The organism is Marinobacter sp. B-21 (assembly GCF_056857895.1).
The window spans coordinates 1-23,028 of the sequence record NZ_JBSXNZ010000034.1; the positions used below are offsets into that span (position 1 = coordinate 1).

General features: G+C 52.9%; 15 protein-coding genes, 2 pseudogenes and 1 riboswitch. Of the genes and pseudogenes, 4 read left to right on the forward strand and 13 right to left on the reverse strand.

Going from position 1 to position 23,028, the window contains the following annotated elements; translation table 11 throughout:
• Positions 1 to 138: 138 nt before the first annotated feature.
• The 4 genes from AC13C0_RS01330 to AC13C0_RS01345 form a co-directional block, all read right to left on the reverse strand.
• Entirely contained in the window at positions 139 to 471 is a 333-nt protein-coding gene (locus AC13C0_RS01330; protein WP_117618972.1) for a YnfA family protein, read from the reverse strand.
• A 129-nt stretch (positions 472 to 600) separates the two neighbouring features.
• On the reverse strand, positions 601 to 1,224 hold the full coding sequence (locus tag AC13C0_RS01335) for a DUF2931 family protein (RefSeq protein WP_162893731.1): 624 nt from the start codon (positions 1,222 to 1,224) through the stop codon (positions 601 to 603).
• Positions 1,214 to 3,106, reverse strand: coding sequence for a phospholipase effector Tle1 domain-containing protein (locus tag AC13C0_RS01340; RefSeq protein ID WP_341580984.1), 1,893 nt, complete (start codon positions 3,104 to 3,106; stop codon positions 1,214 to 1,216). The genes AC13C0_RS01335 and AC13C0_RS01340 overlap by 11 nt, the downstream gene beginning before the upstream one ends.
• A gap of 190 nt (positions 3,107 to 3,296) precedes the next feature.
• A complete protein-coding gene (locus AC13C0_RS01345) occupies positions 3,297 to 3,674 on the reverse strand; it encodes a YkvA family protein (protein ID WP_227539293.1) in 378 nt (125 codons plus the stop codon).
• 73 nt (positions 3,675 to 3,747) lie between these two features.
• Here AC13C0_RS01345 and AC13C0_RS01350 point away from each other — a divergent pair.
• A pseudogene (locus AC13C0_RS01350) lies at positions 3,748 to 3,897 on the forward strand (tyrosine-type recombinase/integrase); the annotation flags it as partial.
• A gap of 30 nt (positions 3,898 to 3,927) precedes the next feature.
• On the opposite strand, the gene AC13C0_RS01355 reads toward AC13C0_RS01350, so the two are convergent.
• Both AC13C0_RS01355 and AC13C0_RS01360 read right to left on the reverse strand, forming a co-directional pair.
• The gene (locus AC13C0_RS01355) at positions 3,928 to 4,986 is read right to left on the reverse strand and encodes a ribonucleotide-diphosphate reductase subunit beta (RefSeq protein WP_117618968.1); all 1,059 of its coding nucleotides are present in this window, start codon (positions 4,984 to 4,986) and stop codon (positions 3,928 to 3,930) included.
• Positions 4,987 to 5,090: 104 nt separating this feature from the next.
• The gene (locus tag AC13C0_RS01360) at positions 5,091 to 7,856 is read right to left on the reverse strand and encodes a ribonucleoside-diphosphate reductase subunit alpha (protein WP_117618967.1); all 2,766 of its coding nucleotides are present in this window, start codon (positions 7,854 to 7,856) and stop codon (positions 5,091 to 5,093) included.
• A gap of 142 nt (positions 7,857 to 7,998) precedes the next feature.
• A riboswitch (cobalamin riboswitch) is annotated at positions 7,999 to 8,178 on the reverse strand.
• 256 nt (positions 8,179 to 8,434) lie between these two features.
• Between AC13C0_RS01360 and AC13C0_RS01365 the strand changes: the two genes are divergently transcribed.
• A complete protein-coding gene (locus AC13C0_RS01365; protein ID WP_341582807.1) occupies positions 8,435 to 9,055 on the forward strand; it encodes a DUF3047 domain-containing protein in 621 nt (206 codons plus the stop codon).
• 23 nt (positions 9,056 to 9,078) lie between these two features.
• Here AC13C0_RS01365 and AC13C0_RS01370 read toward each other — a convergent pair whose 3' ends face one another.
• The 7 genes and pseudogenes from AC13C0_RS01370 to AC13C0_RS01400 form a co-directional block, all read right to left on the reverse strand.
• Positions 9,079 to 9,915, reverse strand: a complete 837-nt coding sequence (locus AC13C0_RS01370; RefSeq protein ID WP_482953820.1) for a substrate-binding periplasmic protein — start codon at positions 9,913 to 9,915, stop codon at positions 9,079 to 9,081.
• 92 nt (positions 9,916 to 10,007) lie between these two features.
• Positions 10,008 to 11,513, reverse strand: a complete 1,506-nt coding sequence (gene nhaB / locus AC13C0_RS01375) for a sodium/proton antiporter NhaB (protein ID WP_117620397.1) — start codon at positions 11,511 to 11,513, stop codon at positions 10,008 to 10,010.
• Positions 11,514 to 11,784: 271 nt separating this feature from the next.
• Positions 11,785 to 12,015 (reverse strand): annotated as a pseudogene (locus tag AC13C0_RS01380) (acyl-CoA dehydrogenase family protein); the annotation flags it as partial.
• Between the two features lie 449 nt (positions 12,016 to 12,464).
• The gene (locus AC13C0_RS01385; RefSeq protein ID WP_341580980.1) at positions 12,465 to 13,691 is read right to left on the reverse strand and encodes a hypothetical protein; all 1,227 of its coding nucleotides are present in this window, start codon (positions 13,689 to 13,691) and stop codon (positions 12,465 to 12,467) included.
• Positions 13,688 to 14,824, reverse strand: coding sequence for a caspase family protein (locus tag AC13C0_RS01390; RefSeq protein ID WP_341580979.1), 1,137 nt, complete (start codon positions 14,822 to 14,824; stop codon positions 13,688 to 13,690). Before AC13C0_RS01390 ends, AC13C0_RS01385 begins: the two co-directional genes overlap by 4 nt.
• Entirely contained in the window at positions 14,821 to 16,044 is a 1,224-nt protein-coding gene (locus AC13C0_RS01395) for a lipase family protein (RefSeq protein ID WP_482953821.1), read from the reverse strand. The genes AC13C0_RS01390 and AC13C0_RS01395 overlap by 4 nt, the downstream gene beginning before the upstream one ends.
• Positions 16,045 to 16,301: 257 nt before the next feature.
• Positions 16,302 to 17,171, reverse strand: coding sequence for a WYL domain-containing protein (locus tag AC13C0_RS01400; RefSeq protein WP_482953822.1), 870 nt, complete (start codon positions 17,169 to 17,171; stop codon positions 16,302 to 16,304).
• A gap of 116 nt (positions 17,172 to 17,287) precedes the next feature.
• Here AC13C0_RS01400 and AC13C0_RS01405 point away from each other — a divergent pair, with 116 nt between their 5' ends.
• Positions 17,288 to 20,863: a hypothetical protein gene (locus AC13C0_RS01405; protein WP_341580975.1), complete on the forward strand. Its 3,576-nt coding sequence runs from the start codon at positions 17,288 to 17,290 to the stop codon at positions 20,861 to 20,863.
• Positions 20,860 to 22,866, forward strand: a complete 2,007-nt coding sequence (locus AC13C0_RS01410) for a hypothetical protein (RefSeq protein WP_341580974.1) — start codon at positions 20,860 to 20,862, stop codon at positions 22,864 to 22,866. The genes AC13C0_RS01405 and AC13C0_RS01410 overlap by 4 nt, the downstream gene beginning before the upstream one ends.
• The last annotated feature ends 162 nt before the right edge of the window (positions 22,867 to 23,028 follow it).

Genomic DNA, 23,028 nt, shown 5'->3' on the forward strand with positions numbered 1-23,028 from the left:
CGAGGGTCTGGTATCGCTGCGTGATGGATGGATCAAGCTTCACCATTCCCGGTGAAACGCCCTGTGCGGAGCGGCCGGTCCGACGCATCGGTGCAGGGTGTTGTGGGGGCTGGGGGTTAAATACCCCCGGCTACCCGATTATGTAGTGCGCGGCGCAAACATGATGATTGCCATGCCCACTAAAGCGACTGCTGAGCCAACCAAGTCCCAGGCCGTTGGACGGATGCCATCCACTGCCCACAGCCAGAGTATTGCCATGAAAATATAAACGCCACCATACGCAGCATAGACTCTACCCGCAGCGGTCGGATGTAATGACAGCAGCCAAGCAAATGCCGCAAGACTCAGCGCACCTGGTACCAGAAGCCAGATAGTTTTACCTTCGCGAAGCCAGAGATAGGGTAAATAACAGCCAACAATCTCCGCTAAAGCGGTAACGAAGAATAGGCCAATGGTTTTCAACTCAGGCAAAAGAACCTACTCCTTGGCAGTAACACATAACGCCCGCTATCACCGGTGACAAAACCGGAGCGAAGCGGAGGGTTTGGCATCCGGTGCATGGCATTATGTGGGCCTGCCTCGAAGGTCAAAAGCAAACGTTCACCAACCGTCGTATCGTATTCCGTTTTCTTGAAGAAAATCTCCCTGCCTTTCAAGATAACTCTCCGTACGCCTAGTGTAGACCTCGCCTTCTTTTTTGTGATCGTAAGGCGTAGCCTCGTACCGCCCCACTTCAATCGCATTTTCCGCCCCGTTCATGATCCAGACAACCACTGTTCCTCCAGGTGCCAGACCAAATACGAGGTTGTAACGAGGTACCTCAAGAATATTGCCATACCGCTCAAGTTTGGTGATTTGTTTCATTTTATCTTCGATTTCTCGAGCATTCTCTAGTTTGATCAACGCCCGGTAAGATTGCTGTTCTGCAAACGAAAACCACTTGATGAGCACCAGCCCCGGCATTGCCTGCCATTCTGCGTTTTTTCCAGACGGATGTTTCCAACAGCAGGTGATTATGCCGATGGGTGCCCGCCAACCGATTTCACCCGACACAGATTCGAGGATAAAAGTCTCCACCCATGCATCGTAGTGTTGCGGCACCACAACGGAGATACTTCGATAGGAGGGATCCGGGCCATACGTTGGTTCTTCTGATTCAGTGTGATCCGAACACCCCAGAAGCAAAAAAACGCAAAGACTGACGACGAGCGTTTTAATACTCATGGTATTCCCCCTCAATCCATTGCCCTTTATTCGGATGGACGGTTCGGCGGCCATACTCGCCGGGCTTGAAAGGGTATAAGGGGCCAAGAAGCAGGTAATGATCGGAATGGTGAATATATCGCTGTTTCAGTAGTGCTCTGGATTCCGGTGTCATCAACAGCGGACCGCCATGCCAGACATGGGCCGCGAGATTTCTGGCGACGGTTATTAACTCATCAGGAAGAGAAAGTGACGAGTCTTCAGGATCAATCACATCAAAAGGCACACCAGCATCCACCGCCAACTTATGCATCAGGTACAGCGGAATACGGGAGTATTCACCACGAACCTCGCGGTCCAGCCAAAGGCGAAGCGTGATGTCGCCACCAGGCAAACCACGTGAGCGCTCCTGTTCAATTTCAAGTGTGGCGAGTGGGTTAAGTGGCCCAATCCAAGCCTCGTTTTTAATCAGCGCCCGTTCCTGCAACATGCGGGAGAATTCGAAACTGGCTTCGGGATTACGACGGTCCTTTCCTTTGACGACCAGGGGCGGGCGAACTTCAATCCGTTCCCGGAAGCGATCCGGGTAACCGCCGCCAATATCGGAGTGGACACCAGGCAACACCCATTCGCTGAAGTGGTCCGGCAAGCTGCCGGACTCACCCCTGAGGCTGTTGAGTGAGAAGTTGTGCCGACGCTCATCCCTCGCGGCAAACTGAACGACTCGTTCGGCATCCTCCGGCCGTAGGTTGACGTTGATACGTCCGGTTTCTGCATCGTGAGCCGATACGTCCAGATTGCCGAGGTCGGCAATCCCCGCAACAGTATCGAACAGGCCGACAAAACGAACGGTAACTTTCTTGGGCCATGGGATGCCCTGCCGCTCGAATGCTCTGACTAACCTTCCCTTATATTCACCATATAAGGAATCCGTTGTGTCACGAACCTCCCGCCTGACAAAATGCCGCGCAGTCGCCGCGCCACGGCTGAAGCCGAAAACGTCAAGAATCAGTTCATCTATGGGTTCGCTGACATAATCAAAAACGTCAATCGCCAGATTGGCACAGCCTTGATCGATTTTCTTGAGTATCCCTTGTTCGCCAAGGCCGAGTCCCATGCTGGGGCCATCGTCAGCTTCTCCGGACTTTGTACCCACACCGGATACGTAAGATGAAATGCGGTGAACTTGGTCGCGGTCGCCACTCTGGACTTGGCCCTGCTGATACATTCGCTCTAACTTGGAGACATTGGTTTCCGCATTAAGGTAACTGCCCTCCATGATCTGCGACAGTTCGCTGCTGCATTCTTCTTCTGAAATGGCTCCGGCAGCATTGGCCGTCAGACACTCGTCCATCTGCTGCTGATACGTCTGGGTGTTGTCGCGGTTATTGCCAGTGCCGTCGAAAAAGATGCCAGCCTCTACCCGAACCTTGGGGCGATCTTCTTCAGCGGGGGAATCTTCCGGTTCTTCGTCCGGCAAGCCTTCGTCAATCAACGCACCCTTCTGAGCGGCTTTGCGAACAAATTCCTGCGGGTCTTTGTCCAGCAACTTTTTGGCGGCGCGGGTAAGTTGGCCTTTGTCATCCAGTGTGCCAGCCATGGCGAAATCCACAACCGGTGCCGTGTTAGTGGCCACACCCAAAATCACTCGTGGATTACCGCTGACAATGGAACCACCATGATTGGTGGGGCTGCCAAGGTACGCCACAGGCATACCATCAGCCAACGCCAGTGGGTAGCCTTGAGTAATAACGGCACCGCAGCCGGTGACATCGCCCACCCGGGCAATGGGTTTACCTTCAACAAGGATGCTGGAGCCGTTGGGCATGATGGGGGAGGAGCCGTGCCCTTTGATCGGGCAAACGTGTATGTCGCCGACGCAGGCGGCAATCAGATTGCTCATGGTGAGAGTTCCTTTCAGTAAAAAGTAGCTTCCTGGCTACCCGTGATTAAACATTGTCCAAAACCCGTGAGTGTAGCATGGTTGGCACCACATAACGCTTTTGTTCAGCGGCAGCCTTTGCGTAGCGAAGCGGAGAAAAGGCTGTCCGGTGGAGGCCCGCCAGGGCCGTAACGAACTGGAACTATTGGGGTTAGGTGCCAACCATACCCAGTAACCAGTAACCGAAAGCCCAAGCACATAAGAGCCATACAACAATAACTACAGCGGCTGCACCATTGCTGACTGGCTGAGCCGCCACTTCAGCCGCTCTCGTCCGGCTTACCTCTATGACCAATGCTGGCGTCAGCTTGATAACAAGCATGATGCCTAATGGCAACAGAATAACGTCATCCAAATAGCCAAGGACAGGTATAAAGTCTGGAATTAGGTCTATTGGGCTCAAGGCGTATGCTGCGATTGCAAGTGCGAGAAGCTTTACGAATATTGGTGTATCCGGATTCCGCGCAATAAAGTAAACGGTCAACGCATCATGCTTGATGCGTCTTGCGGACTCTTTAAGCTTTCTCATCAACTCCATAAGCACCTAACTCGGCATAATCCGGAATGCGGCATTATGGCGCTTATGCCGAATTCGGCATAACCGGCATACCTTCGCTACCGAATTGCTGAAACGAGGTAACGACATCCGCACGGTGCAGGATTTACTCGGCCATTCGGACTTGCGCACCACGCAAATCTATACCCATGTACTGGGCCAGGGTTTTGCCGGGGTGCGCAGTCCCCTGGGTTAGCCTTTGCGCTAACTCATGGTCAGTGCGTATTCACCACTCCAGTTGTGCCCCGGTCTGGTACTCGATCACCCGAGTCTCGAAGAAGTTCTTCTCCTTGCGCAGGGTGGCCTGTTCATCCAGCCAGGGTGAGACGTTTTGCGCGCCGGGGAACGGCTCTTCCAGGCCCACGGTTCTGGCTCGGCGGTTGGCCACGAAGCGGAACTGCTCGCTGTGGTACTCGGCGGAGTAACCCAGGATGGGGTCGCGCAGGATGTAGTTGGCGTAGGCGGTTTCCGCCGCTTCTGACTCATCCCACATCTCGCGCACGGCTTTGGGATCGAAGGTGATGCTCTCCTCTTCCATAATCTGGTTCACCACTTTCAAGCCGAAGGAGAAGTGCATGGCTTCGTCCCGCAGGATGTACTGCAGCTGCTCACCGGTGCCGCGCATGAGGCCGCGGCGCTGGAGGGCGAAGATGGGACTGAAGCCGTTGTAGAACCAGGTGCCTTCGAACACGGCCGCAAAGAACAGGTAGGACATGATGAATTCCTCCAGGTCATCCTTGTTGCGCAGGTTCATGTCCGGGCGCATGGCGGCGTTCAGCCGGCGGTTGGCAATTTGGATTTTGCCGTTGATGGCGGGCACCACCCGGTAGCGGTTGTAGATCTCGCTCTGGTCCAGGTTCAGGGTTTCGATGCAGTGCTGGTAGGCCCAGGTGTGCATGGCTTCTTCGTACACCTGCCGGGCCTGGTAGATCTGCAGTTCCGGCGCGCTCATCTTTTCCATCACAGCCAGGCCGATGTTGCGCATGGCGAGGATGTCGGAGGTGGTGAGGTAGGCCAGCACGTTCTCGTACACGTGCTTTTCCGGCGCGGTCAGCCGGTGGTGGTAGTCATGGACGTCCTGGGCCATGTTGACGTCCAGCGGCGTCCAGTGGTTCTTGTTGGCGTTCATGAAGTACTCCCAGGCCCAGGGGTACCTGAATGGCGCAAGCTGGTTGATGTCGGTGTTGCCGTTGACGACGCGTTTGTCGTCCACATTCACTGGGGCCGGGGCGTCTGGATTGGCGGCCCTGGTTTCGGTTTTTGGTTCGTCGTCCCAGTTCAGCATTATTCGTTCCTTTTAATTTGATTTGCCACGGACCCACACGGACAAAGACAAAGATGTTTTTTCGTCCGTGTGGGTCCGTGAGTGTCCGTGGCTAAAAAAGTCAGTTACTGACAGGCCTCGCAGTCCGGATTATCGATGCTGCAAACCTGCGGCTGTGGCGCGGATACGGGTGCGATTTTTTCGGCGCCGGTAGCTCCCAGGGAACGCAGGTAGTAGGTGGTTTTCAGGCCCCGTTCCCAGGCCAGTTGGTACAGGGCATCCAGTTTCTTGCCGCTGGGTTCGGCCATGTAGAGGTTCAGGCTCTGAGCCTGGTCCAGCCATTTCTGGCGGCGGGCGGCGGCTTCCACCAGCCAGCGGGCGTCAAGCTCGAACGCAGTGGCGTAGCGGGCTTTCAGTACCGCCGGAATACGGTCGATCTGCTGCACGGAGCCGTCGAAGTATTTCAGGTCGTTGACCATTACGTTGTCCCACAGCCCCTCCGCCTTGAGATCCCGAACCAGTGAGGGATTGACCACCGTGAACTCGCCGGAGAGGTTCGATTTCACGAACAGGTTCTGGTACGCAGGTTCAATAGACTGGGACACGCCCACAATGTTGGAAATGGTCGCCGTAGGGGCAATGGCCATGACGTTGCTGTTGCGCATACCGTGTTGGGCAATCAGTTCCCGCACCGGGGTCCAGTCCAGCCGGGCATTGGTATTAATGGACAGGTCCCCTTCCCTGCGTGCGTTTTTGAGCAGGCTGATGGAGTCGATGGGCAGGATGCCTCGCTGCCAGAGGGAGCCGTCATAGCTGTCGTAAGCGCCGCGCTCACCCGCCAGCGTGGCCGAGGCGCGGATGGCGAAGTAGCTGAGCTGTTCCATGGCGACATCGGCAAACTCCACTGCCTCGGGGCTGGAGTATGGCAGGCCCAGCTGGTAGAGCGCGTCCTGAAAACCCATCAGGCCAAGACCCACCGGGCGGTGCCTGAGGTTGGAATTGCGGGCCTGGGGTACGGCGTAGTAGTTGATGTCGATGACGTTATCGAGCATGCGCACGGCGGTGGTCACGGTGCGCTCCAGTCGCTGCACATCCAGCTCGCCGTTGGCGATGTGGGCGGCCAGGTTCACCGAGCCCAGATTGCACACGGCAATTTCATCAGCGCTGGTGTTCAGGGTGATTTCCGTGCACAGATTGGAGCTATGCACCACGCCCCGGTGCTGCTGGGGTGAACGCAGGTTGCAGGGGTCCTTGAAGGTGATCCAGGGGTGGCCAGTCTCGAACAGTACAGTGAGCATCTTGCGCCACAGTTGTTTGGCCGGGGTCTTCCTGAACAGGTTGATCTTGCCCTGCTCCGCCAGTGCCTCGTAATACTCATAGCGTTCACGGAAAGCATTGCCGTAAAGATCGTGCAGATCGGACACATCGCTGGGGGAGAACAGCGTCCAGTCGCGGTCTTCGCGCATGCGTTCGATCAGCAGGTCCGGTACCCAGTTGGCGGTGTTCATATCGTGGGTGCGGCGGCGTTCATCACCGGTGTTCTTGCGCAGCTCCAGGAATTCCTCAATGTCCAGGTGCCAGCTTTCCAGATAGGCGCACACCGCGCCCTTGCGCTTGCCGCCCTGGTTCACCGCCACGGCGGTGTCGTTCACCACTTTCAGGAAGGGCACCACGCCCTGGCTCTGACCGTTGGTGCCCTTGATGTGAGCGCCCAGCGCCCGCACCGGTGTCCAGTCGTTGCCCAGACCGCCGGCCCATTTGGAGAGCAGGGCGTTGTCGCGGATGGCGCCGTAGATGTCTTCGAGGTCGTCGCCGACAGTCGTCAGGTAGCAGGAAGACAGCTGGGAATGGCGGGTGCCGCTGTTGAACAGCGTCGGTGTGGAAGCCATGTAATCGAAACTGGACAGCAGCTTGTAGAACTCGATGGCGCGCGCATTCGGATCGTCTTCACGCAGGGCAAGGCCCATGGCCACCCGCATGAAGAATACCTGCGGCAGCTCAAGCCGGGCCTTGTTCCAGTGCAGGAAATACCGGTCGTACAGGGTTTGCAAACCAAGGAAACCGAACTGCAGGTCCCGCTCCGGTTTCAGGGCCGCGCCCAGGCGCTCCAGATCGTAGGCCGCCAGCGCTTCGTCCAGAAGCTCATAGCGAATACCGGCCTCAATGAATGCCGAGAGTGCCTGCGGGTAGATTTCCGCCAGCGGCCGGCTGATGGGCAGGTTCAGGGCGGCGGCATTCTCCAGTCTCAGCTGTTCCAGCAGCAAACGCGCAGTAACTACGCTGTAATCCGGCTCCTGCTCGATCCGGCTGCGGGCGGTCATGATCAGCGCGGAGAGTACGTCTTCCTCGGCGATGCCGTCATAAAGATTGGTGAGTGCATCGTCCACCAGGGAATCGCCATCAATGCCTTCGAGCCCGGTCGCCGCCTGCTCCACCTGGAGCTTCATCAGGCCAAGATCGAGGGCGGCGATCTCGCCGCTGGTTTTCTTCACGGTCAGGTGCGGGTGGGCCTCCACCGGGGCATGGCGGGCACGCTCGCGGGCGTGCTCTTCCCGATACAGCACATACGCCCTGGCCACTTTCTGTTCCTCGGCCCGCATCAGGGCCAGTTCCACCTGGTCCTGGATGTCTTCGATGTGCACTTTACCGCCGGCTTTCAGGCGCCGGCCAATGGCGTGGATAACCTGTTCGGTGACCCGGTGCACAGCATCGTTAATACGGGCAGAACCGGCGGCTTTGTCCCCTTCCACGGCCAGAAACGCCTTGGTGACGGCGACGCTGATCTTGGACAGATCAAAGCCAACGAGGGTGCCGTTGCGTTTGATGACCTGCAGGGATTGGGTATCGGCGTGTGAGGTTGACCGGGGTTCGGCCAGGGCAGAGGCGGACATGCTTTGTTCTCCTGAATACGCGTTGAGTTCCATAACCTTCGCGTAGGCAGGGGATCTGAGCAGCAGCACCGTAGGATTAGCGAATGCGTAATCCGACCTACGAGCCTGGCCTGGGTCCGATCTGCTCACCTTGAAACGCGAAGGTGCAGTGTTCTCCCAGGCAGGTCTTCGGACTCAGGGGCGTGAATCGTTCGATTCAGCCTTGCGTGGCGACTTCCCGGCTTGCGCCAGTGTCTGTGATGCCACGCTCGTTCCCCAATACCGCTGCGCGTCAGTTCCGGAGTCTCACCGGATTCCCGATACCAGGATGTAGGGATTGATCAGGCGCCAACCATGTTGGTTATGCGATGGTCACTACATATGGTATTTTGCCAAGGATGGAGACACTATATACAGGTAGCTTTTACAGAACAAGGCACTTTCCGGTAAAACATCTGTCTGCCTTCTTACTGTCTGAGCAGAGGAAAACCGTCATGCATTTAACCGGGTATTGCAAAACCTGGGCTCTGAGCCTCGTTTGTTTGTTGGCGTTTTCCCAGGCCGGTGCGCAGGAAGCAATCCTGACTCCGTTTTCTGAAATGCAGTCCCTTAACGACGGCTGGGAGCCTCTGGAGTTTCCCAAAATCGACCAGCTCACCCGCTATGAGTTGGTAACAGAGGATGGAGAACAGGTGGTGAAGGCCACCACCAGGGGCGGAGCTTCCGGCCTGATTGCCCGGGTGAATCTGGAACCGTCCGACTCGCTGGTTCTGCAATGGCGCTGGAAAGTCTCAAACGTTTTTGAACAGGGTGATGCCCGGGAAAAGTCGGGGGATGACTACCCCGCCCGAATCTATGTCGCCTTTGAATTTCAGCCTGAGAAGGCCGGCTTTTTCGAACGTGCCAAACGCAAGGCCGTGGAGGTGCTGTTCGGCGAAACCCTGCCGGGCAATGCCCTGAACTACATCTGGGCCAACACCCTGCCGGAGGGGAAGTTCGTACCCAACCCCTACACCGGGAAAACCGTGATGGTCGCCGTCAATTCCGGCTCGGAACAGGTCGGCGAATGGGTCACGATTGAGCGGGATATCGTGGCCGATTATCGAAAGGCCTTTGGCGAGGCACCGCCGCCGGTAGTGGGTATTGCGATCATGTCGGATTCAGACAACACCAACGAAACAGCGACCGCCTGGTACGGTGATATCGTGCTCAATCCCTGATATATCCCTGTGCAAAGGGCCGTTTACCGAAGTTCCTCGGGGAACCCTGGTATCACATAACCTCCGGTAATTTCACGCACCGGGGGCACTTCGCCCTTCTCCACCAGTCGCAGGTAGGCATCATCAAAGTCGTCCCGCAGCAACGCTGCACGGGGATGTGTAAGCGAGAAAATCCACGCGGCATTGCGGGTGCGCACTTCCGATTCCCGGATAACACTATCCGAAGGCTCTGTCAGGATTTCCTGAACCGGTCGCCGGTAATCCAGGAGATAGTCACCCCGCTTGCGCTTCAGCATATCAACGGCCGATCGGTGGTTCGGCGCTTCGGTTACCCGTATGCCACCGTTCTGTTCCAGCCAGGCCAAAAGACCACCGTAGGTGTAGCCGCCAATCACGATCACCCGTTTGCCTTGAAGCAGATCAAAATGATCAAGGGCCGGGGTGCCTTCACGGTACCAGGCACTCAGTTGCACAGCCAACGGGCTGACCCAGCTCTCCAGGACATCGTCCACCAGGCGTGGAACCTCGGTCACACCGGGCCAGACATCGATCCTTCCGTTGCTCAGGTAAAGATACGTGCGACTCAGCGGCAAGTAGACAAATTCCGGCTTGTAGCCCGCCTCAACCGCCACTTTACGGGTAAGTTCGATGAAGCTGCCTGCCGGTGCGCCGTCGTCGGTTTGATAGGTAATGGGCGGAAACTCGACATAAGCCACGCGAAGGGTTTTTGCGCCCGGGCCAGACTGGGCGGTGGCGCTTGTTGATAACAGAGCGGCTACCAACAGGATAACGAGCCGGGCGACATGAAAGAGCCCGGGCGTCAGGAAGACAAACAAGTGAAGTGAAAAGCTGCTGCGCATGGAATCCGGAAATGTCGGGTCTGTTTAAGCAAAGATTAACAGACCCGACCAAATCTACACTGACACTGCCCGCAAAAAAACCGGGAAGATTGTCAAATATAGTTAATTACCATGTACAGGCCGACTCCGCCCATCACCAGTGTGTAGGGAAACGCCATGATGACCATCTTGCCATAGGATAAACGCACCAGCGGAGCAATGGCGGATGTCAGCAGAAACAGGAACGCGGCCTGGCCATTCGGTGTAGCAACACTTGGTAGATTGGTGCCTGTGTTGATGGCAACCGCCAGCTTCTGGAAGTGCTCATAGCTGATAGCACCGGCATCCAGGGCCTGCTTGACCTCACTGATGTAAACCGTCGCTACAAACACGTTATCGCTGATCATCGAGAGAATGCCGTTGGCGATGAAGAACATGCCGGGCTGCTGGTTGGCCGGCAACGAGAGCACGTAATCAATGATCGGCTTGAACAGGTGCTGTTCGTGAATTACAGCCACCACGGCGAAGAAAACCACCAGCAGAGAGGTGAAAGGCAGCGATTCCTGGAACGCCCTGCCGATCTGGTGCTCGTCGGTAACGCCGGTAAACGAGGTAATCAGGATAATCACCAGCAAGCCAATCAGGCCCACCTCGGCCAGATGAAACGCCAGCCCCACCACCAGGATCAGCGCGGCCAGGGCCTGAACCCACAGGGCGGCCTGGTCTGCCTTGGTCCGTTTGGCGCGCTCGTTATCGGCAAACTCCTCCAGCACCCGGCGAACGGGTTTTGGCAGCCGTCCGCCGTAACCAAACCAGCGCAGCTTCTCCAGGGCCCAGCAGGTGAACAGACCCGCCGCCAGTACCGGCAAACTGACCGGCGCCACGCGCAGGAAGAAGGTCGCAAAATCCCAGCCCACCACTTTCGCGATCAGCAGGTTCTGGGGCTCGCCCACCATGGTCGCCACGCCACCCAAGGCGGTGCCGATGGCACCATGCATCAGCAGGCTGCGCAGGAAAGCGCGGAAATTTTCCAGGTCCTCCCGGTGCAGCTCGATCACTTCTTCGTCGCTGTTGGCATTGTGGTCGGCGTGTTGATAGCCCTTGCCGGAAGCCACCTTGTGATAAACAGCATAGAAACCCACGGCGACCGAGATAATAACGGCGGTTACCGTCAAGGCATCCAGAAAAGCCGACAACAACGCGGCCGCACCGCAAAACAGCAGCGACAGCGCCGATTTGGACCGCACACCCACCAGGATCTGGGTGAAGGTCACCAGCAACAGCTCCTTCATGAAATAGATCCCCGCCACCATGAACATCAGCAACAGGATCACCGGGAAGTTGGTCAGCACCTCCAGATACACTGCATCCGGGTTAGTCAGCCCGATCAGCAGGGCCTCCACAGCCAGCAGGCCACCGGGCAACAGCGGATAGCACTTCAGGGCCATGGCCAGAGTGAAGATGAACTCGGCAATCAAAAGCCAGCCCGCCGCTCCGGGCCCAAGCACATACATCACAATCGGGTTGGCAATGAGAAACAGCAGGATCACCTGCTTGTACCAGACAGGCGCCTTGCCAAGGAAGTTGTAGGTAAAGCCGGAGATAACAGTCGTGGGCATTGCGAAAATCTTCTGAGAGAACGGGTTGTCGGTATTGTGTGGCAGAGCGTCGACATCTTCCTTGATATTTATGTACCGGGGTATGGTCCAAAGGTACATTGTTTGACCGTATTTGGTCTTAATAACAACAAGAAGGTGAGGTGGGTCTAACCACTACGGATTTTTTTCGTAATATTACTTAACTAAAGTAATAAGAGCGACCGCATTTTAACCGATTCCCGGCGCAATGCGGTCGCTTTGCGAAAAAAATAACAAAATAACAAAACTGGTGTCAGAAGAACGCCTGGATCCCGGTCTGGGCCCGGCCCAGAATCAGGGCATGGACATCGTGGGTGCCCTCATAGGTGTTCACCACCTCCAGATTCACCAGATGACGTGCCACACCGTATTCATCGCTGATACCGTTGCCACCGAGCATGTCCCGGGCCAGGCGGGCAACATCCAGAGCCTTGCCACAGGAGTTGCGCTTCATGATCGAGGTAATCTCTACGGCAGCGGCGCCCAACGCACCCCAAGAAATACCATAGCGGGCAATCATACCGCCCGGATCGGAACCGTGATCCGGCTCAGTCAGACCGAAACGAGTGTTTTGACGATGTTTCCACAGGGAGGCTTCTCAAGGAATGCTCTGAGGAGGCCGCGGATCTGCCCGACTGACGCGTCGGGAGTTGGCTCCTTGTCAGACGACAATAAAGTTTGATAGAAAACAGTAAATATTCGCGTGCTTTTGTGCCTCAGGGTATTTCAAACTTTGATAAGATTTTTGTCGACCAGCTAGATTTTTGCTGGGAGGGGTGTCAAAAAAGTTTGATAAATTCCGAGCAAGAGCTATGTCCATCCAACATAATTCGAACTCTTTTAGTTTTTGCTGGAGTCTATTCAGGTCTGCTTACCATTAACAACAGATACGATTAATGCACTAGAAATCAAAAGTATTTGGTGTAGTCTCGTTCACAACTCCAGAGCGTACGCGACATCCAGAGATATGATCCTGTCACCCTCGTCAAAATCGTATGCAAGTGCAGTAAAAGGTGAACTCCAGACTACGCCCTGAGTTTCTTGTCCAAGGCGGTCAAGATACCTCTCTCCATTCTCACCCAACATTCGTAGCATTTGCGTCAACCAGTGCAGGCCTTCTGTATACACCGGCAAGCCAACATCAAAACTCTGCTTGATGTAATTCAGGATCTTGGCTCGTCTCGGTCGCCCAAGTGTACAGTGCGCAGCTGCGATAATGTAAATATCCGGAATATCTGGGTGGCAGCGCTCTAAAGCCTTAAGCGAATCCTGCATTAAACTAGACGGTTCAAGCCGTAGCAGCAGATAGAGAGCTAAGATTGTGGAATAGGGATCGGTTTCTCCTGAATGTGGACCAGAAACCGCCAACCTCGCCCAGTCCAACAGAGTTCGAGCGGAAACATAGTCACTTTGGGCAATATAACCGCCTACGGCATCCGCATCAGAGGATACGGTTCCAACACGAACGCTAATCAAGTAATGGTTTGTCCCAACTAAGTCCGAGCGTACGAAAGCAGATTTCACACTACCGGGTATTCTTATTTGAAAACGTCTTCGGCCATCTATAGTTAGCTCGTAGGGCTTATCTTGAGCCTCAGGTGTGAAGTAGACTTCGTCTATGTCTTCATCGACCATCCCAAGTACAGCCGGTTTCCAGCGAACGTTAAAATCGCCTGGAAGCTTTGTCTCTACATCCCCGCTGATTTGTGAACGTCTGTACAATCTTCCATAACGGAGACGAAGAGGATCCAAAACCTCTACAGACCGCATCGTATTGTAGGCTTCAACCTGAGCAATACTGAGCTGTCGCAAACGACTCAGTTGCGTTATGGCATCGGGCCTAATTAAAGAGTCTCGCGAACCATAATATTCAAACGCACTGACACCTCGTTCGATTGAATGAACAGCGTTTGGTGTTGCACTTCTCCGGATCAAGTTGGGAGTAATTAAGTACTGCAAGTCGCCCGCATGGCGCAAATTCACGGTTCGGCCTGTGGGAAGACGCAGGCGGATGAAAGAATCAGAGGAAGGCACTTCGACAATCTTTTCTTCACCCGCAGCTAGCGCACAATGCTCAATGGTACCATGCTTCGGCGTCACAACCTCGAATGCCGTCATCGGCATGTCAAGGTCGAACCGAATATTCATTAGTTCACTCACAGGGGAAACTCCAGGTCGTAGACAGGAGGATCTATCAATTCGTTGATAACCTCGGTCGGAAAATTGCTGAACTTAACGCGGATATCAACATTCCCTGCGACCGCGGGTTGTATCCAAGGCCGAGGATCCCCTGGCGGTGACATTTTTATACCAGTGTCCTGAATGAGCGTTATATCTGCTTCATTATTCATATCTTCTGATTTACATCCCACTTTCACCATTACTCGCCCATTAGGGGGAAAGTGCAACGGCTCGGGCTTCTGCATTCGACACTCGCAACTTAGCGGGAGATTTTCGCGAGCGGCGATCGCCTGGATCACCGAGACCAGTCCACGACTCAAAGTAGCCGCATCTACGCGCCAGTTGCGACCTCCTGCAAGCCGGCTAGCACCCATACCATCAAGGCACATTATTAGCGCTTCACAGAAGAAAGTTTCACCTCCATCACGACCAAAAGCTTGTCTACCATCTGACGCGGCCGAATAGTCAGCAGACAATTCAACAGTATCGCTCAAATCAGCCCCTCCGATCAGACTTGCACCGTGCGGATTTCGCTTCGTTAAAGCATCTACAGGTGCGTCTCGACAAGCATCGAAGAAGTAGTACTGGTGCTGAGCGTTACACTTAAACATTCCCGATCGTAACCCGCTGCCATCAATACAGTTCCTCCAGTCGTCGGCGATATCCGGGTTACCAAAGTCTGCAGGTAGCAAGTAGCTGCCTTTAACGGTGCTAATTCCGTGCCCAACAAAATAAAAGAATACGATATTGTCCTTCGAAGAGTCGCAACGTCGAAACCAACGGTTCGTGGCCGCTTCGATGTTGGCCATGTCAGCTTTTTCAACGGCGACTTTCGAACCGTCTTTGCGAGTGTAATCACCTGCTGGTGCTAAAAGGAGTTCGATTGATCCCAGAGGACAGTTCGGATTTGTATATTTGTTTTCAAGCCATGCAGCTAGTCGGCGAGCAGCTGGTTCAGTCACCGTTAGCGGTTTTAATCCACTCAACAAACGGCTTGGCTTTGGTACGCCCAACCCTAAGTGATCGTATTCACCCACGCCTATGATGAGTGCGTGCAACCTGCCTTGCCCCGACACAACACTTGCCTCATCGGCAGGAAATATTAAGCTCATAAACTGTCAATCCTTGACCGAAGCCGATCATAAAATCGAGCCTGCTTAAAGTACTCTGAGTGCGATTTCACAACATAAGTTCTTGTGTCGTACTCAGCGTCCACATCTACTCTATCGAATACTTCCGAGCAGGCGTACGAAAAAACGTCCACTGTGTCAAATATATTAATCCAGTGCCGAATATTAGTTGGAGTTGGTGCTTTTGCAGGTGATTTTTTAGCTTTGTCACTGACGTGATAAAGCTTAATCTCCTCGAAATGAGCAACTTGGGATCCCACAGACACAAACAAGTCCACATTTAACCCTGGACGGTAATGACTCAAAAGATCGAAAGTAATTACTCCTCCCATACTGTGACCGATAATTATCAATGGCTCATTTTCTACCTTGCTATTAGCTGCGGCAGCGTCAATGTCTTGTAATATACGACCGGGAATTGCTCCAACATTCTCTTGATCCCCACGTCCATCAAAGTAGTGGAAAACGTCGCCGAAAAAACATCCGAGGTTTTCATTGAGCGGTTCTCGCACCCAGCCCAACAGTTTGCTTGAGGCAAAATCACCCGTAGCGTCTACAACCTTGCCGGCCAAGCCTTTAACACAATCTTTGAGTTTTTTTGCAGCGATGGCTACTGCATTGAAGATGTCACCCAAGCCCTGCGCTTGAATATTGCTGTCTTCGTCGACAGCAATTTTTAGGCTTCCGATGAACTGTTCGTCGGTGGAGAGGTTAGTCAACCACCGCGGAGTGGTTTCAACCATCGCATAATTTTGTATAGCAACTACGAAGCGCGCGACTTCGTCCTCTTTCCCCCCCGCTGTATCTTCTATCAAAAGGGAGGTTAACACTTCGACGGCCAACCCGAAGTCCTGTTTGGCCATTGCTAGGAGAGGTTCTTCACCCAGGCCAGACTTACTACCATCCTTGAGTGTGGCGGCAACCGCTTTCAGACTGGCTTCGGCCGCTCCTCCCAAAGCCTGTATGTGGCCACGGGGCAAAGACGCCATATCCCAAGCAAATGAGGTACCCAAATCTCCCCAGTACGGAAAGAATATTTTGTTAGATTGAGTAAGGTCTTGGAGCTTCTTGCCGTTGAGAACTACTCCATTGAGTCGCTGCTGCAAAAAGTTGTTAGTAACAGCTACCTGAGCATCATAGCTCGGGCTCTTTCGATTATTTACACCGTGAACGAAAACAATAGGCATGATCATCTCTTCCATGTAGAGGCCACCACCTTTGATCAAAAAATAGCCTACCGAGCCGTGAGTTCAAGTTGCTGGCTCACATAATTCATCTTTTTTGCTTTGATCAGATACAAAAAGGGGGCGAATCCGAACTCCGGATCTATTTCTACGAGGAAGACTTGTGAACAAGTGCGATCCTGGAAAGAGGCATAGTTTTAGGACGCTTATGTGCAGAAAAGCTTGGATTTTCTGGCAATTAGCGGTAATGAAGCGGAAATAGGGCCACCAAAACCCTAACCAAATACAAACGGTTCAATCTCTTCCGGATTCGCTACAACCAAAGGCTGCTCCTCCGGCTTAAACCTTTCCCTGCCCAAGAACACATTCAGCGAGAGCATCAGGTAATGCACCATGGCCGCCCTTACACGGACATTCAGGTATCGCTCATCACCCATACCATAGTCCAAAGCCACCATTCGCTGTTGCGCTTCACTTAGTTCCGGATTGGGAATTAACCTAAGGTCAATCTGGCGATTCCAGTTTTCATCCAATGCTGGATCAGCCTCCGGTAAGGCTTCACCGATCACTTCGGCACCGGGTTCAATACGTGTGAGCACAAAATCCCGAAAGTTTTTATGCTTCTCGCACCATGCACGAGCATGCCAGCGTAGTCCTGAATAGACCAAAGTGTGAGGTGCAATAATGCGATCTTCCCCATCCGGGCTTGAATGTGACCGATAAACTAACTCCAGCCTTGATCTTTGTTGCGTTGCAACAACCACTTGCCTGACAACCGAAGGCGAAACAGCCCTATGGGGAATCGAGATTGCCTCTGTCGGTGCAGGTAGATCTTTGATGCCGGAAAAAGATGGGTTCAGAGTATCGTGTTGGGTCATAAGCGACAGGTACTCGCCCAGATCACCGATGCTGAACTGGAAGTCAAAGCTGTCGCTCGGAACATAACCTCTGTGGCTAGCAGAGTAGCTCAGGTTGCCACGTGTAATGCTGTTATACGCTTGGAATAGTCGAGAGCCGGTAGTGCGACTGTTTATTTTGAAAGCGCGCTTTAAGTGATCGTTCGTCACGCGCCCCTCCCAATAGGCAACTACTTCGATTAGGTGGAATTTACTCTTCTTTTCCCACGCGACATCATCCGCTGACATGGCTCTCCCGATTACACCTGTTCAAAAAGTGGACGCATTGTAGACCTATCCAGTATCGAGATTTCTGGCGAAACCCGGCAACCTGCTATCCATCTTTTCATTAAAAGGAGTTGGGAATGATAACAGAGCGTGGGTTTGCAGGTGATTCCAAACCACCACTCTCGCCATTGGATGAGATCCTGCAACGCGATCTACAAGACGTTCTGGGGGCAGAAAATGATCAAGGCTGCCTGGTGCCGATACCAGCGCCAACGGGTATAGGGAAGACCCACAGCATCAAAGTCGCCATCCTGGAAGAGCTCATCCAATCCCAAAATCTAGACCCAAACCGCCGTCGCACTATCTACTACATTACTAACTCCGTGGACAACGTTCGTCATACCTATGAAGAACTTCTGCAATTGATCGATTCACAAGCCGTCGACGGAAAACCACGCCTATCTGAGTATGAAAAAGAGCAACTAAAGCAACGAATCGTCTATTTAACAGGTCAAGACTCTCAACTGCTCGACGTGAACGAATCCGTTGTTGAGTCGGTTATGGATCGATTTGGCCTGCATTCCGACCCAAGAATTCAAAACTGCTGGAGATCCTTACAAAAACTCAGGCAGTCGGTCGCCGCACACCCTTCGATGCGTCCCGGCGTGCAAGAGGTCATAAAGGAGAAGGCGGCAGAGACCTATCGGCTCATGCTCAACAGAATTCACAGCATCCTGCGAAGCGAAAAAGGGATACAACTATCGGCATCTGATTATCAGAACCTAGATCAATTGGTCCCAGGCGATCGCCTTCAACGGAAGGTGGCCAACGTATGCTTCATGACCACTCGTAAGTTTCTCTCAGGCTATCAAACGCTGAGATCAAGAGTTCATCCCATTCGGGAGCTCGATGGCGCCGTGCTCATTATCGATGAATTTGATCGCCAGAACGAAGTTATCCTTCAGCACATGGCCGAACAAACGGCCTTGGACTTAATCCAAGTGACCCGGACAATACATGCAAATCTTCAACAACATGAGCTGGAACGCTCAGAACGCTACGAAGGCATTGAGGAAATATTCGACGACCTAAAACAAAGCCTCAAAGAATTTGCTGATCGCTGGCATATTCAGTTTGCCTTCAACACTGAAGGAACAACGCTGGAGACGGAAAAGGTCCGGCTATTTTCGGATCGAACCATTACACATGCGCACAGTGCAGAGCACATGCTAAGACTGCGCACAGATAGCGATCGACGCAAAAACTTCATTCACAGTGAGTCCCTTCCCGCCGATGCAATGCATCCAGAGCAGCTCTCAAACCGGCTGAGTCGATTCGTCAATGAAGCGGATTGGCAATTCCGACGCTTCATCTGGACGATGCGGGCGTCAGTTTGGCGTTATCTCAGTAATAACGCCTCTTCTCACTTCGGCGATTCTGGGTCGCAGAGTTCTACCTATCAAGAAGCTGTGATGTCTATTTTGCGGCACTTCAACTTACAGGACCTGAGTCCGGCAGTGTTCGCTGCTTTCGACGCTCAAGTCAGCTTTGCAGGCAGGCGCTCAAAATTCCTGCAATCTCCCACCCGTATGGCCTCTCGAACTTACCATGATAACGGCCTGAAACTCACCGATGTTCGTCGAAACGAAGGCACGAGTGACACGGTTAGCTGTTTCTACACAGGTTTCACAATTACGCCTTCTGGGCTTATGGCACGCTTGGTTGAATCAGGCGCCAAGATCCTCGGTATCAGTGCGACCGCCACCTCCCGAACTGTCATCAAGAACTTCGACCTGGAGTATATGAAAACCAGGCTCGGCTCCAGGTTCATCGAGTTATCCCCAGCGCAGACAAAGAAAATCAGCGACTACTACCATTCTAGGCGGAGATATAGCTCGTGTGGGGTCAGCGTGAATTCAAGCTTTTTGACGGCAGACCGCGGGTTAGTTGCTGAAGAACTATCTGCCCAATCCGGGAAGCCCGTGCGGAAGCCAGCAATGGTCCTTAATACCTGGTTGCAGCTGGATCAAGATGGAGAGTACGTCTTGAACTGGGTATCCAAGCTTCTCAAAGCTCTGGAGCACTTTATGGCTGCTCAACATAATCGATATATGCTCGTAATGTTGAACCGCACGATTGATTCCGCCCGTTACCCAGACTTTGTTCGCTTTCTCCAGCAATTCCTCGATGATAAGAACTTGTCGGGGAAGAAACGAGTTCGGCTATTTCCGGGAATGGATGCGCAGTCGATGAAGCTCGGAGAGTTCAAAGAGGTGCTCACTCAACTGAGTAATACCGATGACAAGGTCATTCTTTTGTCCACTTACGCATCAATGGGCGAGGGCAAGAATCCTGACTACCACGTGGTGCATCCTAACGATCAGGACAATCTTATTTGGGTCGGGGATGGTCCTAGAGCAGAGGAGGTCAAAACTGACATCGATACCCTATATCTAGAGAAGCCATCTCATCAATGGCTTTCGGACACGGACGATTATCAAATCAACCAGTTGCTGCTTTTCCACCAGATTATGGCTTTACAGGAATCAAACTGGATTCCATTTAGAGAGGCCAGGCAATGGATAAAGAGTTCGCTTCTGGGCTCCCGGCACGAGCAAAACCTTAGTCGCTATCATCAGACCGGCGATTACATTTGGCTTGTTCGTAAAATTGTCGAGCAGGCGGTTGGCCGCACCGCCCGAACAGCCTTTAAAAGACCAAATATTGAACTGCTAGCTGATGGAGACCTACGGGAAGCTCTGGCGTCAGACCACCGGCCTGAAGAAGGACTTTCAATTGAATATGTGACTCTTGTAAAGGCAGCACAAGCCCTGGGAACCGACATCTTTAAGGATAGGGAAACGACGCGCCTACACAATCGCGCTGCCTTCTACACTGCAGATACACTTTCACTGATAAAGGAACTGATGTCCGGTTTTCGGGGAAACGATCCCGAAGCGGCCATTCGCGATTGGGAGGCCCTACGAAAACAGCTTTTAACTGAGCCAACACGCGAAACAGCTGCCGGAACCTATCCTCGTGTCTATATTAAATCGCCAACCCAGGATGGATACCTCTTCACCGGAAGCCTTGAGACGAAGACGGAGGCTCTCAGCTCTGAGGGCGAACTCAAGTTTTTCGACCGAGCTGACCGCGGACGCTGGGTAAGCGAGGGCGAGAGTGGCCTGCCAGAACTGATGAGAAATTCAGAGGTACGCAAGCATTTTGAAGAACAAGGCTTTGCGAAAGCATGGCAACCACATCCATACCTTATGAATCCAGCGGCATTTTTTAACTTGTACAAGGGCGCTCTCGGCGAAGAGGGGATCAAAGTCATACTCCGCCATTTCGGCTTTGAGGTCTCCGAACTCCCCAATCATGTTTATGAAACATTTGATTTCCTCATCAGGTCATCACCTGACTCAGCCTGGATTGCTGTAGATGCAAAACATTGGCGCAATGAAGGTATAGTCGAAAATCACTCACGCAAAGCTGCCGCCCTTGAGCAAGCTATCGGAGTCACACGCTTTGCCTACATTAACCTGTTTGACTCCACGGGTAGCGAGCTTCGGTTCTTGGACAAGGAGTTAAAACCGACACATCAGGCAGCGAGCTCTGTCATTGAAATACCAGGAGCAATTGAAAGAAGCTCCGGAACCGTTATCGAGAAGCACTTGGTGACCCTCTTGGAGTGGATAGGGAGCGCCCAATGAAGCCAGTTTTAACGAATTTCATGACGATGACACCATCCGACTTACCTGCCCTGGCCGATCGGTTTTCGGTGGCATCGATTTCGTATCGTGGCTGGAGCGAAAAAGAAAAGGAGTCCGGATTCCCGCATCTAGCGACGAGAATTTACAAATCCGGCTCAGTGCTGGCTTTGATCAAGGAAGGGAAAGAATCACGATTTCTAGTGCTACTCCCGAAATCCGAAACCATCTCGCTGCACGACCACACGTTGAGCGTAAAAGCAGAACCGCTAGAACAGATCCCGCAATGGGCGTTGCGAGCACTCCTGATAAGGGCCATCCCAAGGGTCTTAGACCCGGATGACAAGCCCACACGGTTCGATGCTGACGGTCTTTACTACGTAATAAGGCAGAAAAAATTTGCCGCAAAATGGAACGTCATTACAACGGTTCGGATAGATCCGACCTGGAGCCGGATCGCAAAACGCTGGCGTTTGGATATTCAGACGACGACGTTCACTCCCCTAAAAATGCACGAAAATGAACAAGGGCAGCTTCCACCAAAGATTGCCAAACTACCACGATATGAACTGGATAGCTTAGGGCAGGAGGTTCGTAAAGGTACGTCAGGCGAGTACGTCAAAAGAGCGCCGGCGACAAAAAGGAAAAATCGCGTTTCAGCAATTGATCTACAGGGACAGCCGACACTGGAGTCCTATTACCAGACCCGCCTTGGGGTTCTCTCCATGTTTCTGGATGACCTGAAAAGGGCCTATGGTTCCACCATCGATTTTAGTCAGGAATCAATCTATCCAGACATCCACCAGCGAGTAAAGCACCAGCAAGTAAGCGATGCGTACAAAAAGTTAAATGATCAGATGAGGCAACACCCTATTTGGGTGACAAATTCTAGCAACGATCCGGAAGCTGGTGTTCGACTCACAGCGGAGCTGGACCGTCTTGGAATTCAGTCAGAGTTCACTAACGAAATCGAAGGAAATGGACTGAACATCCTGATCGTCAATGCCAAGGACAGTTATGAAAGCAAGGATATAGATCCCTATCAAATAGCTCGCAGAAAGTACCCAGATACGGTTATACAGTCCTGCTATCCTGAGCGTTTGCACGAGGAGGGAAAATCTCACGTTGCTCAGGTTCTTATAAAAGAGCTATTGATCAAAATGGAGGTAAGAGAGAGAAGATTATTTCTCGACTATCCGGACTTGCCAGCCGACGCCTGGTTCATCACATCTATAAGGCCCTCAACGAAAAACTTACAGCCGAAGGCACCTTGGCCAATGTTTTACGCTCGCCGGGATCACGACCGATTAGTCTTCGAAAGCCTTCCAGATGCTGTAAGGGACGAATTATGGATGGATCTCGATGAAAGCCGACAGAAGCAGGTCTTCGAGGGCTACGATCGCGCCGATCTCATTTATTGGCCGGACACTGGTAAATTCATTATCGCAGCCGATACTGAAGCAGTTTGCCTTCCAAACGAAGCGCAGATACACACCTGGGTCAAAGAAATGGACGCCGCGCTTACAAGCGGCATTCCCGCTCAACTCATCGCGCAGTATTGTGCCGATAATCCCGATAGCACGTTAGTGCCAAAACTGATGGAATTTGTCTCCAGCGCCCGGGGGACTATTTCTGCCCGTAAATTGAGTGACATAGACTATAAGAGCTTGGAAAAACGCCATTTCCATGACTTCCTCGCAGACCATGGATACCGGCTAAAAGCTCCCTTCGCTTCTTGGGAGCTAGGCGTATTTCAAGCCTCAACAGGGACATGGATTAATCGGGAATCGGGCATGTACACAGCGGGTGCAGTTGGATCGCCCGCCCGGAAGCAAGATAACTTCAATCATGTCTATATTGCAGATGCTGGAAATGACACCGTACCCGAGTGGTTTTGGAATAGCCTAGATGTTTGGCATGTCCGCCACAAAGGAATAACAGCATTTCCTTTTATTTTTAAACACTTACGAGAATATGGAGAGCGGAAAGCGCAATTAACGAGCTAATTTTTGATCTTACTGATCCCAGGCGAGAATCGCGGATTCCCCTAAAAGTCCGCTACGACTTATCGGAGATCCATGAACGGCAAAACGATTCTCTGTAAGCGCAGCGAGCGGCTACAGGAAAAGCAAACGTTGAGGCATCAATGAATTTTCCACTCGGAAAAT